11 protein-coding genes are annotated in these 13363 nt (G+C 60.3%); 10 read left to right on the top strand and 1 reads right to left on the bottom strand.

The window, feature by feature from the left end:
* The first annotated feature begins 34 nt into the window (after positions 1 to 34).
* From AB3G35_RS13400 to AB3G35_RS13370, 7 genes are all read left to right on the top strand, one after another.
* Positions 35 to 739: a MotA/TolQ/ExbB proton channel family protein gene (locus AB3G35_RS13400; protein WP_029611376.1), complete on the top strand. Its 705-nt coding sequence runs from the start codon at positions 35 to 37 to the stop codon at positions 737 to 739.
* Complete coding sequence (locus tag AB3G35_RS13395) at positions 739 to 1140, top strand: biopolymer transporter ExbD (protein ID WP_016780647.1); 402 nt, start codon at positions 739 to 741, stop codon at positions 1138 to 1140. Before AB3G35_RS13400 ends, AB3G35_RS13395 begins: the two co-directional genes overlap by 1 nt.
* 283 nt (positions 1141 to 1423) lie before the next feature.
* A complete protein-coding gene (locus tag AB3G35_RS13390; protein WP_169909193.1) occupies positions 1424 to 4138 on the top strand; it encodes a TonB-dependent receptor in 2715 nt (904 codons plus the stop codon).
* A gap of 136 nt (positions 4139 to 4274) precedes the next feature.
* The gene (locus AB3G35_RS13385; RefSeq protein WP_369781600.1) at positions 4275 to 6152 is read left to right on the top strand and encodes an extracellular solute-binding protein; all 1878 of its coding nucleotides are present in this window, start codon (positions 4275 to 4277) and stop codon (positions 6150 to 6152) included.
* Between the two features lies 1 nt (position 6153).
* Positions 6154 to 7224: a microcin C ABC transporter permease YejB gene (locus AB3G35_RS13380; RefSeq protein ID WP_016780644.1), complete on the top strand. Its 1071-nt coding sequence runs from the start codon at positions 6154 to 6156 to the stop codon at positions 7222 to 7224.
* On the top strand, positions 7224 to 8246 hold the full coding sequence (locus AB3G35_RS13375; RefSeq protein WP_369781599.1) for an ABC transporter permease: 1023 nt from the start codon (positions 7224 to 7226) through the stop codon (positions 8244 to 8246). The genes AB3G35_RS13380 and AB3G35_RS13375 overlap by 1 nt, the downstream gene beginning before the upstream one ends.
* Before the next feature lie 8 nt (positions 8247 to 8254).
* On the top strand, positions 8255 to 9862 hold the full coding sequence (locus tag AB3G35_RS13370) for an ABC transporter ATP-binding protein (RefSeq protein WP_106117076.1): 1608 nt from the start codon (positions 8255 to 8257) through the stop codon (positions 9860 to 9862).
* 155 nt (positions 9863 to 10017) lie between these two features.
* Here AB3G35_RS13370 and AB3G35_RS13365 read toward each other — a convergent pair whose 3' ends face one another.
* A complete protein-coding gene (locus AB3G35_RS13365) occupies positions 10018 to 10761 on the bottom strand; it encodes a hypothetical protein (protein WP_146133235.1) in 744 nt (247 codons plus the stop codon).
* A 204-nt stretch (positions 10762 to 10965) separates the two neighbouring features.
* On the opposite strand from AB3G35_RS13365, the gene AB3G35_RS13360 reads away from it, so the two are divergent.
* From AB3G35_RS13360 to AB3G35_RS13350, 3 genes are all read left to right on the top strand, one after another.
* On the top strand, positions 10966 to 11772 hold the full coding sequence (locus tag AB3G35_RS13360; RefSeq protein ID WP_016780640.1) for an ABC transporter substrate-binding protein: 807 nt from the start codon (positions 10966 to 10968) through the stop codon (positions 11770 to 11772).
* A 75-nt stretch (positions 11773 to 11847) separates the two neighbouring features.
* Positions 11848 to 12576, top strand: coding sequence for an amino acid ABC transporter permease (locus AB3G35_RS13355; protein WP_106117078.1), 729 nt, complete (start codon positions 11848 to 11850; stop codon positions 12574 to 12576).
* A gap of 3 nt (positions 12577 to 12579) precedes the next feature.
* On the top strand, positions 12580 to 13254 hold the full coding sequence (locus AB3G35_RS13350) for an amino acid ABC transporter permease (protein WP_369781598.1): 675 nt from the start codon (positions 12580 to 12582) through the stop codon (positions 13252 to 13254).
* Positions 13255 to 13363: the final 109 nt, after the last annotated feature.

The following is a 13363-nucleotide window of genomic DNA, read 5'->3' as shown; positions in this document are numbered from 1 at the left end:
CAACTTTTATTTAGCCGCCGTGTGAGGTGTAACCATGAACGAGTCTCTGTCTTCCATGATTGTCCCCGGGGTGCTCTGGGCACTGGTGCTGTTTTCGGTGGTGAGCTGGGCTTTGCTGCTCATCAAGTCATCGCAGTACCTGCGCCAGAAAGCGCAGAACTCGCAATTCAGCAAAGCCTTCTGGGCCGCCCCTGACCTGCTGACCGCCGCCGAACACGCCAGCCAGTACCCCGGTGCCCTGGCCCGCATCGCCAACAGCGGCTTCGAAGCCATGATTGTCGATGACACGCCGCGCACCACTCAGCAACTGGCCCACACCATCAACCGCTCCGACCGCCTGGAGCGCAACCTGCGCCAACAGATCCAAAAGGAACGCCGCGCCCTGGAAAGCGGCCAGGCGATCCTCGCCAGTATCGGCAGCACCGCGCCCTTTATCGGCCTGTTCGGCACCGTGTGGGGGATCATGGAAGCGCTGCAGACCATCGGCGCCACCGGTTCGGCCAGCCTGGAAACCGTGGCCGGGCCCATCGGCCATGCCTTGATCGCCACCGGTGTAGGTATTGCGGTCGCAGTACCGGCGGTGCTGATTTACAACTTCTTCCTGCGCCGCCTCAAGCTGGCCTCGGCCAACATGGACGACTTCGCCCATGACTTCGACGCCCTCGCCCAGCGCAGCGCCTTTGCCATCGACCGCCAGGCCATTTCCAACAAGCGCACGCCGGTGCGGGAGGCAAGCTGATGTCTTTCTCAACCCAGGACAGCGACGAAGTACTCAGTGAAATGAACGTCACCCCGCTGGTGGACGTGATGCTGGTGCTGCTGGTGGTGTTTATCGTGACCACGCCGATGATGACCAACGCGATCAAGATCAACCTGCCCAAGACCGATGCCGTGGCCTCGGCCCAGAAAAAAGACCCGGTGGTGGTCAGCGTCGACCAGGACGGCAAGTTCTACCTGGCCAAGAACGAAGTGGCCCCCGAACTGCTGGAAAAAAGCCTGCAGGACGTGAAGGCCCAGGACCCGGAAGTGCGCGTGCAGTTGCAGGCGGACGAAGGGGTCAACTACGGCCAGGTGGCCAAGGCTATGGCCTCCATCGAGCGTTCGGGCATTACCAAAATATCGGTGATGACCGCCAGATGAAGCCCTCACCCCAACCCTCTCCCAAAGGGAGAGGGAGCTGGCCTGCGGTGTTCTTGAACCCGCGGGCTGTCAATTCCCTCTCCCTCAGGGAGAGGGTCAGGGTGAGGGGCTTTTGATCCTGTTGTAACCACGCACCACCCACGCCGCGCAGGAGCCTTTTGGCCCTTGCAGGGGAGCGGCTTGCTTGAAAAACGTGTTTTGCCCCGGGTCGACACAACCCAACTGGAGTCATGAGGGCTCACAAGGCCATTCCAATAAACGTCTGAATAAGTCGGAAATAACCATGCAGATGAAGAGTTCAGGTTTTACCCTCAAGCCACTCGTTGCAAGCTTGCAACGACACCGTTTTGTGCCGCTGTATCTGGTTGCTCTGGGGATGAGCACGGGCCAGTTGCAGGCAGCCGAAGTGACTGCAGCGGATGATTCGAGCGCCACCGTCAGCAGCGCTGATGCGGCGCCTGCGCCAGCCACCACACAGCTGGACCGGGTCGAAGTGACCGGCTCGGCGATCCGCCGGGTAGATGCCGAAACCGCCGTGCCCATCACCATCCTGCGTGCGGAGCAGTTGCGCAACGAAGGCGTGACCACCACTGCCGAGATCATGCAGCGCGTGACGGGCAACCAGTCATTGCGCAACTCGGCCAGCTCCGTGGGTTCCGGCACCGGGGGGTCGAGCTTTGCCGACATGCGCGGCATCGGTGCCAACAAGACCCTGGTGCTGCTTAACGGCCGCCGTTTGGGCAACAACGCCATCGACGGCTCAGCGGTAGACCTGAACACCATTCCGTTTGCCGCCATTGACCGCGTCGAAGTCTTGCGCGACGGCGCGTCGGCCTTGTACGGCACGGACGCGATTGGCGGCGTGATCAACTTCATCACCAAAAAATCCATGACCGACGGCACCCTGTCACTGGGCGGCGAAGGTGCAGACGCCAGTGGTGGTGGCGACAGCCGCGATATCAGCGGTAGCTGGGGCTACGGCGATCTGGAAAAAGACCGTTTCAACGTCATGGCCGTCGCCGGCTATAACAAGCAAAACGCCCTGCACGCCAAGGACCGCACGTTCGCCAGCAACTACGAACCGGGCCGCGGCCTGGATCAGACTTCCGGCACGTCCAACCCTGCCAACTGGAGCCAGGGCAATATCAATACCAACCCGCTGGCGGCCAATGGCTGCAACGGGGCAAACCTGGTCCTGCGCCAGGGGCTATGCCGCTATGACACGCGCAACTATATCGACCTGCTGCCGGAAACCGAGAAGACCTCCTTTTTCGGCAAGGCCACCGGCAAGATCACCGATGTCGACAACGTCAACCTGGAGTACTTCTGGGCCCGCAACAACAATGCCGTGGGTGTTGCCCCCGCCCCTCTGATCGGCGCCAGCATGGACCCGAGCTCGCCTTACTACCCGGGCAACGGCATAACCCCGGGTAGCAGCGATCCGTCCTTCGACCCAACGCAACCAATTGGCCTGAACTGGCGTGAAACCGCTGCCGGTGGCCGCCAGAGCAAAGACCAGAACACCAGCCAGCGTCTGGTATTGAGCTTCGATGGTGTGGCCAAGGGTTGGGATTACAATGTCGGTGCCTCGTACAACCAGAATCAGGTGAACTCCAGTGTGACGGGCGGTTACGCCAGCGACGCGGCCATGCTCAACGGCATTGCCGATGGCATCATCAACCCGTTCGGCCCGCAGACACCTGCCGGGCAGGCCTATATCGACGAGCACCAATATCACGGCCAGTACATGTCTTCGGTGGGCCGGGTCACCGGTATCGACGGGCGCATGAGCCGTGAGATCGGCGACTGGTTCGGCGCCGGCCCGTCCGGCCTGGCGATTGGCGGTGAATACCGTCAGGAGAAGTTCCACCAGACCTTCGATGGTTTTGTCGCGGATATTTCCAGCCTCGGCGCCGACCCTGACGCCAGCGTCTCGGGTGACCGTAACGTCAAGGCGGTGTACACCGAGCTGAACGTGCCCGTACTCGACAGCCTGGAACTGTCGGCCGCTGTGCGTCATGACAAATACAGCGACTTTGGCAGCACCACCAACCCGAAATACTCGTTCCGCTACCAGCCGATCAAGGAGCTGGTGGTACGCGGTGCCTACAGTGAAGGCTTCCGCGCACCGTCGCTGTACGAGCTGTACAACCCGCAGTACACCACTTACACCCAGGGCTACTACAACGATCCGCGCCTGTGCACCGGCGGCGTCGTGCAACCGGGCGGCAACGCCGGGCGCGACTGCGGCCAGCAGTTCCATAACCGCACCGGCGGCAACACTGAACTGTCCCCTGAAAAAGCCCGTAACGTGACCGTCGGTTTTGTCTACCAACCGGTGCGCAATCTGTCGATGGGTCTGGATTTCTGGTGGATTCACATCGCCAACCAGATTGCCGAGTTCCCGGAATCCACTGTCTTTGACGATCCCAATGCCTATGCTGACCGCTATATTCGCAATGCTGACGGCTCCCTGAACTACGTACAGACCGGTCTCGCCAACCTGGGTGCCGTTAAAACCAGCGGCGTCGATGTGTCGCTGGACTACAAGTTCCCCAACACCCCCTACGGTCAGTTCGGTCTTGGCCTGCAAGGCACCTACGTGTCGCGCTATGACTACCAGACCACCATTGGCGGCAGCTATACCGACAAAGTGGGCGCGTTCAAGGATGACGGCATGGTCGCGCGCTGGAAGCACGTGCTCAGCGGTACCTGGAATCTGGGCGCTTACCGGGCCTCGCTGGTCAACCGCTTCACCAGCGGCTATGACGATGCCGATCCTGACACCCACTCCCGTGTAGCGTCTTACACCTTGTGGGATATCTCCGGTGGCTACACTTTCAACAAGACCGTGGACCTGGATGCGGGGATCAAGAACATGTTCGACCGTAACCCGCCATTCTCCAACCAGGCCTACAACTTCCAGAATGGCTACGATCCACGTTACGCAGACCCAATGGGCCGTACGTTCTTCGCCCGTGCCACCTATCACTTCTGAGTGAGCACCGCTGCCGGCACACTCCGGCCGACAGCGGTTTAACTGCGAAATCGCGACCCCGCCGCGTTTTAACGCGCAATGCGGCGGGGATTTTTCCAGGCAGTCGATGGTTCTACACGCGGTACAAGGAAGCCCAATGATGTCTGCATTTTTCCTGCCCCTGCTCCGTTCGCTGCTGGTACCCGTGTTGTCTTGCGTGTGCCTGAGCGTCAACGCCGCGCCCGGCCATGCCCTGACGGTGTATGGCGAAGCGCCCAAATACCCGGCCAATTTCCAGCACTTCGACTTTGTAAATCCGGACGCGCCCAAAGGCGGTTCGCTGAGCCGCACGTCAATGGAAATCGGCCAGTTCACCTACCTGTCGCCCTATATCGACCAGGGCACCGGTGTGGCCCAGGTCGATCAATGGGTCAATGCCCCCCTGGCCTTCCGCTCGCTGGACGAGCCCTATACGGTCTACGCGCTTGTCGCGCAAAAAATCGAACGTGACCCCGATGGCCTGTGGGTACGCTTCTACCTGAACCCCAAGGCCCGTTTCGCGGATGACACACCGATCACTGCGCAGGACGTGGCCTTTACCTACGACACCCTGATGACCAAAGGCAGCCTGAGCTATCGCATGCTCTACGGCGAGGTCAAGGACCGGGTCATCGAAGGCCCGCTGCAAATCCGCTTCGACTTCAAGAACAACCAGAACCGCACCCTGGCGCTGGATCTGGCGAGCATGCACGTGCTGCCGGAACACTGGTGGAAGACCCGCGACTTTGCCGCCGGCGGCGGCTACGAGCCGCCGCTGGGCAGCGGCCCGTATGCGGTCTCCCAGGTTGATCCGGGGCGCAGTGTCAGCTTCGAACGCAACAAGAACTGGTGGGCCAGGGACTTGCCCGTCAGCAAAGGCCTGTACAACTTCGACCGTTTGAAAGTGATGTTCTACAGCGACATCGACGTGGCCCGCGAGATGCTCAAAGCCGGGGCGTTCGATTACAACCGCGAGTTTTCCGCCACTGGTTTCAGCATCGGCTACGCCAGCCCGGTACTTAGCGACGGGCGCCTGCAAAAAGGCGTGTTCGCCAAGGAAAAACCCAGTGCCGCCCAGGGGTTTACCTTCAACCTGCAAAACCCGTTTTTTCAGGACCGCCGGGTACGCGAGGCGCTGAGCCTGCTATGGGATTTTGAGTGGACCAACAAGCAGATGATGCGCAATTTTTATGTGCGCGCGCAGAGCTACTTCCCGAAAAGCGAAATGTCCGCCACGGCCCTGCCCGATGCGCGTGAGCTGGAAATTCTCGAACCCTTGCGCGGGCAGATCCCCGATGAAGTGTTCACCCAGGTGTACCAGGCGCCGAAAACCGATGGCAGCGGCTATATCCGCGATAAACAGCTGCAAGCCCTGGCGCTGCTCAAGGAAGCCGGCTGGACACCGAAAGACAACCTGCTGGTCAACGCCAGGGGCGAACCCCTGCGCTTCACCTTTCTCGACAGCCCCAGCGGTTTCGATCGCATGGTCCTGCCCTGGAAACGCACCCTGGCGCAGATCGGCATCACCATGGACATCCGCAAGGTCGACTCGGCGCAGTACATCAACCGCACCAACGCCCGCGACTACGACATGATGGTCGGCCAGTTCCCCCGCAACGGCCAACCGATTGTTTCGCCGGGCCGCGAGCTGTACGACATGTTTGGCTCACGCAGCGCCACCCAGGCCGGTGCCTCCAACAACATGGTGCTGCGCAACCCGGCCGTCGACAAACTGATCGACGGGGTGGTACAGGCCAACAGCCGCAGCGAGATGGTGCATTACACCCGCGCCCTCGACCGTGTACTGCTGTGGAACTACTACATGATCCCGCACTACTACTCGGTGGGTACCCCGACGGTGTACCTGAACCGCTTCGGCCAGCCCGCCAAGGAGGCCAAGTTCGATGAAGGCCTGGACACCTGGTGGGAAGTCAGCAAAACCCCGTTAACCAACGCGGCGTATGGCCAGGCCAGCGCACAGCCGGAGGGTCATTGAGATGCTGCATTACATCAGCCGTCGCCTGTTACTCATCATCCCCACCCTGCTGTGCATTCTGGTGGTCAACTTTCTGATCGTGCAGGCCGCCCCCGGTGGCCCGGTGGATCAAGCGATTGCCCGCTTGCAGGGCTTCGGCGGCTCGGCGGTGGGCGGTGGTGGCGGGGAAATGGCCGCGTCCGCAGCCGGTGCCAGCCGCAGCAGCCGCGGTCTTGACCCGGCGCTGATCGAAGAAATCACCAAGCATTACGGCTTCGACAAACCCATGCACGAGCGTCTGTGGCTGATGCTCAAGAACTACGCGCAACTGGACTTCGGCACCAGCTTCTTTCGTGGCGCCAAGGTCACCGACCTGATCGTGGAGAAGCTGCCGGTGTCGATCTCACTGGGCTTGTGGGCAACGCTGATCACCTACCTGATTTCAATTCCGCTGGGCATCCGCAAAGCCATCCACAACGGCAGCGCCTTCGATGTATGGACCAGCACCGCAATCATCATCGGCTACGCCATGCCGGCATTTCTGTTCGCCATTCTGTTGATCGTGGTGTTTGCCGGCGGCAGTTATGTCAGCTGGTTCCCGGTGCAGGGCATTGTCTCGGACAACTTCGATAGCCTGAGTTTCTTCGGCAAGATCGGCGACTACCTGTGGCACATGGTGCTGCCCGTATCGGCACTGGTGATCGGCGGTTTTGCCACGCTGACCATCCTTACCAAAAACAGCTTCCTCAACGAAATCAGCCGCCAGTATGTGGTGACCGCGCGAGCCAAGGGCCTCACGGAACGACGCGTGCTCTACGGCCATGTGATGCGCAACGCCATGCTGCTGGTGGTGGCCGGGATTCCCCAGGCGCTGATCGAAGTGTTCTTTGCCGGTTCACTGTTGATTGAAACCATCTTCAACCTCGACGGTATCGGCCGCATGAGCTACGAAGCGGCAGTGTCGCGGGACTACCCGGTGGTGTTCGGCACACTGTTTCTGTTCACCCTGTTCGGCCTGCTGATCAAGCTGATCGGCGACCTGTGCTACACCCTGCTCGACCCCCGTATCGATTTCTCGGCGAGGACTGCCTGATGTTTACCCTCTCTCCTCTTGGCCGTCGCCGCCTCAAGCACTTCAAGGCCAACCGCCGTGGCTGGTGGTCGCTGTGGATCTTTATCGGGCTGTTCGTGGTGTGCCTGGGCGGTGAACTGATTGCCAACGACAAGCCCTTGGCCATTCACTACAAGGACAGCTGGTATTTCCCGATTGTCAGCAGTCACCTCGAAAGCGATTTCGGCGGCGAGCTGCCCTTTGAACCGGACTACCGCAGCGACTATGTGCGCAAGCTGATTACCGATCAGGGCGGCTGGATGCTGTTTGCGCCGATTCCGTTCAGCTACGACACGGTCAACTACGACCTCCAGGAGCCATCACCCAGCCCGCCGAGCGCGACCAACTGGCTGGGCACTGACGACCAGGCTCGGGACGTGCTGGCCCGGGTGATATTCGGCGCACGGATCTCCATTCTGTTTGCCTTGATCCTGACGGCCATCAGCACCGTGGTCGGCATTACCGCCGGCGCCCTGCAAGGCTTCTACGGTGGCCTGGTCGACCTGCTTGGCCAACGGGTGCAGGAAATCTGGGCCGGGTTGCCGGTGCTGTACCTGCTTATCATTTTGTCCGGCTTTGTGGCGCCGAGTTTCTGGTGGTTACTAGGCATCATGGCGCTGTTCAGCTGGCTGGCCCTGGTGGACGTGGTGCGCGCCGAGTTCCTGCGCGGGCGCAGCCTGGAATACGTCAAGGCCGCGCGGGCATTGGGCCTGACTGACGGCGCACTGATGCGTCGGCATATCCTGCCCAACGCCATGACCTCCACCCTGACCTACCTGCCCTTTATCCTGACCGGCGCTATCGCCACCCTCACCGCCCTGGATTTTCTCGGCTTCGGCATGCCGCCGGGCAGCGCCTCGCTGGGCGAACTGATCGGCCAGGCCAAGCACAATCTGCAGGCGCCGTGGCTGGGCCTGACCGCGTTCTGTGCGCTGGCGCTGATCCTGTCGCTGCTGGTGTTTATCGGCGAAGCCTGCCGCGATGCCTTCGATCCCCGGAACTGAGAATTGACATGACCAACACACTGATAGAAATCCGCGATTTGCGCGTGAGCTTTGCCGGGGCAGAAGTGGTTCACGGCCTCAACCTCGATATCCGCCGTGGCGAGTGCATGGCGCTGGTGGGCGAGTCGGGCTCGGGCAAGTCGGTAACGGCGCACTCGATCCTGCGCCTGCTGCCGGGCAAAGACGTGCAGACCCAGGGCAGCATCCGTTATGCCGGCACCGACCTGGTTACGGCCAGTGACAGCCAGTTGCGCAGCTTGCGCGGCAACCGCATTGCGATGATTTTCCAGGAGCCGATGACCTCGCTCAACCCGTTGCACACGGTGCAAAAGCAAATCAGTGAAATCCTGGTCACCCACAAGGGCCTGAAAAACCGGGCAGCGCGGCAGCGCACCCTGGAGCTGCTGGAACTGGTGGGCATCCGTGAACCGGCCAAACGCCTCAATGCCTACCCGCACCAGCTGTCCGGCGGGCAGCGCCAGCGGGTAATGATTGCGATGGCCCTGGCCAATGAGCCGGAGCTGTTGATTGCCGATGAACCGACCACGGCACTGGACGTGACGGTGCAGCAAAAAATCCTCGAACTGTTGATCGACCTGCAACAGCGCCTGGGCATGTCCTTGCTGCTGATCAGCCACGACCTCAACCTGGTGCGTAAAATCGCCCAGCGCGTGTGTGTGATGCGCGGCGGCGAGATTGTCGAGCAGGCCAGTTGCGCGGCGCTGTTCCGCGAGCCGAAACACCCCTACAGCCGCATGCTGATCGAGGCCGAGCCTAGCGGTAGCCCGGTGCCCGGCGAATACCGGCATAACCTGCTGGAGGTCAGCGACCTGAAGGTCTGGTTCCCCCTGCCCAAGCCGCTGTTCAGCCGCGAACGACACTATATCAAGGCGGTGGACGGGGTCAGTTTTGAGCTGAAAAAGGGCCGCACCCTGGGCATTGTCGGCGAGTCCGGCTCGGGGAAGTCGACCCTTGGCCAGGCAATCTTGCGACTGGTGGATTCCGAGGGTGAAATCCGTTTTGGCAACAAGCAACTGAACATCCTCAGCCAGAACCTGCTGCGCCCGCTACGCCGGCAGATGCAGGTGGTGTTCCAGGACCCGTTTGGCAGCCTGAGCCCGCGCATGTCAGTGCAGCAGATCATCAGCGAAGGCTTGCTGGCCCATGATATTGGCACTGAGCAGGAGCGCGAGGCGGCGGTGATCCGGGTTCTGCAGGAAGTGGGCCTGGACCCGCAAAGCCGCCATCGCTACCCCCATGAGTTCTCGGGTGGCCAGCGCCAACGCATCTCCATTGCCCGCGCGCTGATCATGGAACCGGACTTGATATTGCTCGACGAGCCGACCTCGGCGCTGGACCGCACGGTGCAAAAACAGGTGGTCGACTTGTTGCGCGACCTGCAAGCGCGGCATGGCCTGACCTACCTGTTTATCAGCCACGACCTGGCGGTGGTGCATGCCCTGGCCCACGACATGATCGTGATCAAGGACGGCAAGGTGGTGGAACAGGGGGATGCGCAGTCCATCTTCGACAACCCGCAACACCCCTATACCCGGGAACTGTTGCAGGCCAGCAGCTTGAAGACACAGGAAACTGCGCTGGCCGATGTTGTGTAGCCGCTGACGAGCGGAGCGAGGCTGCGTCCGGTTTGGTGCGCCACTGCGACGCAGCAGTCGCAAAAACAGACACCTCGCAGTACCAGTTTAATCCGCTCCTCAGGTTTTACGGGGGGACGCAATGCTGGCAACGCAAGCCTTTTCGGTGGGAGCGGTCAACTCCACAGGCTGCGTATCCGCGCCACTGCCCGTGACAACAAGGCTGTGGCCTTGTAGCAAAGGCAATCGGTGTCAGGCACATACCGCGCAGCGGTGCGCACCAGCCCCAAAGCGACCAGGTCGCGGGTAAAAGAAACTCTGGAGGCATAGAAGGTCTTGCTTGCCCAAGCCGACGCCACAAGGTAAGCCAGGCTCCAGAGCACCACCCCCCAGTGATAGTAGTGCTGGACGCAGTGGTTTACGGTATCCATTACAGCCGCGACGCGGGAATCATTCCTGGCAAACAGGTACACGCCCCATACAGCCAGCAAAAAGCTTATCAGCCCCCAGTCAAAGAGTCGCCGCGTATTGATTTTCAGGCTTTGGCAACGCGCTCGTCGCTTCGAGCGGATCGGCACAATCTGGATATCACGGATATGGATAACATTGCCGTGGATGCGCTGATCGTTACTGGACCAGGTCACATCCCCAACCTTGCGGGTCCAGTACTGGCCGTTAAAGCACTTGAAACCCAGCAGAGTAAACCACGGGTGCAACTCGAATTTGTCTAGTGCCTTATCGGTGAAGATCAGCACACATCGAGGGGATATGGAGGCAGTGGTGTGGCCCGGGGAATGGTCGAACAAATCCAGGGTGTACAGGCGGCCCTGGGTGTTGACCTTGAAAAGGCGCTGTTGGAAATCGCTGACAGACACTTTGGAATAATGAATCAAGGCTTTGGGTTTACAAAACAGCTTCACAGGCAGTTCAGTCCAGAAAAGCCGTACAGCCTAGAGCAGTTTTTGGCCAATGGCCACTATCTAGCGAGCAAGACTCAGGGCGCTTGCACTGCTCAGCCCTCATATCTCCAAATAGAATATATAAATCGTTTTATATTCTTTTTTAAAAGCTAATTTTCCTGCAAGACTCTCGTCATAAATCTTCCAACTCATGATGAGAACGAAATGAAAACATTCACTGCCCTCACCGCCCTGACCCTGGCTGTTTTGTCTGGCCTGGCCCACGCCGATCGTCTGGATGACATCAAAAAATCCGGTGTGCTGCGCGTGGCGTCCTTTGACAGCAACCCGCCCTTTGGCTTTGTCGATGCCAAAAGCAAGCAGATCGAAGGCCTCGACGTGGACTACGCCAAGGCCATCGCCGACAAGCTGGGCGTGAAGTTGCAGTTGCAGCCGACCAACCCGGCCAACCGCGTACCGCTGCTGGTCGCGAACAAAGTCGACCTGGTGCTGGCCAACTTCACCATCACCCCCGAGCGGGCCGAGCAGGTGAATTTCAGCATTCCGTACTTCGCTTCGGGCCAGCAATTTATCGTCAAGAAAGGCACCCTCACATCCCCCGACGAGCTGAACAAATGGCGCGTGGGCGTGGACAAGGGCACGGTCAACGAAGGCGTATTGCGCGAGAAGTTCCCCGGCGCCAAAGTGGTGGCCTACGATGACACCCCATTCGCCTTCACTGCCCTGCGCAACGGCAACGTCCAGGCCATCACCCAGGACGGCCCAAAGCTGATCGGCCTGCTGGCCAATGTGCCGGACAAGGACAAATACGAAGTGCCGCCCTTCACCATTTCCAATGACCTGATCGGCGTCGGTATTCCCAAAGGCGAAGCGCGCCTGACCGAAGTGGTCAACCAGACCCTCACCGACCTGGAAGCCCAGGGCAAGGCCCAGGGCATTTATGACGCCTGGTTCGGCCCGACCACCAAGACCCCGCTGACCCGCCTGTACAAGATTGGCGACAAGAGCTAAGCCTCCTTCGCGACACCCTCAGCCCGTCACGGTCAACCGGACGGGTTTGCTCGTTTCTGGATGGACGCTGTTTCTATGTTCGGTGAACTGCTTGCCCCGCAATACCTGCACTGGTTGCTCGATGGTTTTGTCCTTACCCTGATCCTTTCCCTGCTGACCTGCCTGGTGGCGACCGGGCTGGGGTTTTTACTGTGCCTGGCACGCCTCTCGCCTTTGCGTGTGTGGTCATGGCCGGCACGGGCCTACCTGGCCCTGTTTCGCAATACGCCGCTGCTGGTGCAGCTGTTTTTCTGGTACTTCGGGGTCACGGCCATGCTGCCCGAAGGGCTGGTGATGTGGCTCAACCAGCCCCGCAGCCTGTCCCTGGGCCTGTTTGAAATTGAATGGCCGTCGTTTGAATTTCTCGCCGGGTTCTGGGGGCTGATGCTCTACACCGCCGCCTTCATTTGCGAAGAGTTTCGTGCAGGCGTCAGCTCGGTGCGCGTAGAACAACGGGCGGCGGGCCTGGCACTGGGCCTGCGGCCGGCACAGGTGTGGCGCTATATCGTGTTCCCGCAGGCGCTGCGCACGGCGTTGGGGCCGTTGCTGGGGCAGTACATGAATGCCCTGAAAAACTCGTCACTGACCATGGCCATCGGTTTGGCCGAACTGTCCTATGCCTCGCGGCAAGTCGAGACCGAAACCTTCAAGACCTTCCAGGCCTTCGGTTTTGCCACCCTGCTGTATGTGGCCAGCATTGCCTTGATCGAAGTGCTTGGCCAGTTGATTGCCCGCAGCAAGTGGTATCGCCAGGGAGGGGTGTAAGTCATGGATTTCACAGTTATCAGCGACAATTTTTCGTATTTTATGCTCGGCGCCTGGCCCAACGGACCGTTGGGCGGCGCGGCACTGACGCTGCTGCTCAGCCTGTTGTCAGGGATCATTTCGGCATTGCTGGGGCTGGTGCTGGGTATTGCACTGGTGATGATTCGCGGCAAAACGCGCTGGTTGCTGCTGGGGGTACTGGGCTTTTTGCGCGCAATCCCGGTGGTGATGCTGATTTTCTGGAGCTACTTCCTGCTGCCGATCCTGTTCAAAGTTGATGTACCCGCGCTGGCCACCGTGGTATGTGCGCTGTCGCTGATAGGCGGTGCGTACCTGGCGCACTCGGTGTATGCCGGGATCAGCAGCCTGCCGCCCGGGCAATGGGCGGCAGGCACGGCGCTGGGCCTGGGCAAGTGGCAGGTGCTGCGCCTGATCATCCTGCCCCAGGCCTTGCCGATGATGTTGCCGTCCTTTCTCAACCAGTGGATTTCACTGATCAAGGACACTTCGCTGGCGTATGTGATCGGCGTGGGCGAACTGTCGTTTGTCGCCACCCAGATCAGCAACCGGGTAATGGTGCACCCGACGGAAATCTTCCTGTTTGTGGCGCTGGTGTACTTCGTGTTTTGCAGCAGCCTGGATCTGATTGCCAATCGTTGGGTGCGAAAACCTGCATAAAACATGTAGCAGCTGCCGAGGAACGAGGCTGCGTTCGGCGGCGCAGCCGTCGTAGAGTCAGAATGCACGGTGTGTCAGGTTAACCGCGAACTCAGGTTTTACGGCGGCT

The organism is Pseudomonas sp. WC2401 (assembly GCF_041200115.1).
Taxonomy (GTDB): Bacteria; Pseudomonadota; Gammaproteobacteria; order Pseudomonadales; family Pseudomonadaceae; genus Aquipseudomonas; species Aquipseudomonas fragi.
This window is presented reverse-complemented; position numbering and strand designations above follow the sequence as displayed.

Coding starts and splice junctions, on each gene's coding strand:
- AB3G35_RS13400 (WP_029611376.1), top strand. CDS start 35: ATGAACGAGTCTCTGTCTTCCATGATTGTCCCCGGGGTGCTCTGGGCA.
- AB3G35_RS13395 (WP_016780647.1), top strand. CDS start 739: ATGTCTTTCTCAACCCAGGACAGCGACGAAGTACTCAGTGAAATGAAC.
- AB3G35_RS13390 (WP_169909193.1), top strand. CDS start 1,424: ATGCAGATGAAGAGTTCAGGTTTTACCCTCAAGCCACTCGTTGCAAGC.
- AB3G35_RS13385 (WP_369781600.1), top strand. CDS start 4,275: ATGATGTCTGCATTTTTCCTGCCCCTGCTCCGTTCGCTGCTGGTACCC.
- AB3G35_RS13380 (WP_016780644.1), top strand. CDS start 6,154: ATGCTGCATTACATCAGCCGTCGCCTGTTACTCATCATCCCCACCCTG.
- AB3G35_RS13375 (WP_369781599.1), top strand. CDS start 7,224: ATGTTTACCCTCTCTCCTCTTGGCCGTCGCCGCCTCAAGCACTTCAAG.
- AB3G35_RS13370 (WP_106117076.1), top strand. CDS start 8,255: ATGACCAACACACTGATAGAAATCCGCGATTTGCGCGTGAGCTTTGCC.
- AB3G35_RS13360 (WP_016780640.1), top strand. CDS start 10,966: ATGAAAACATTCACTGCCCTCACCGCCCTGACCCTGGCTGTTTTGTCT.
- AB3G35_RS13355 (WP_106117078.1), top strand. CDS start 11,848: ATGTTCGGTGAACTGCTTGCCCCGCAATACCTGCACTGGTTGCTCGAT.
- AB3G35_RS13350 (WP_369781598.1), top strand. CDS start 12,580: ATGGATTTCACAGTTATCAGCGACAATTTTTCGTATTTTATGCTCGGC.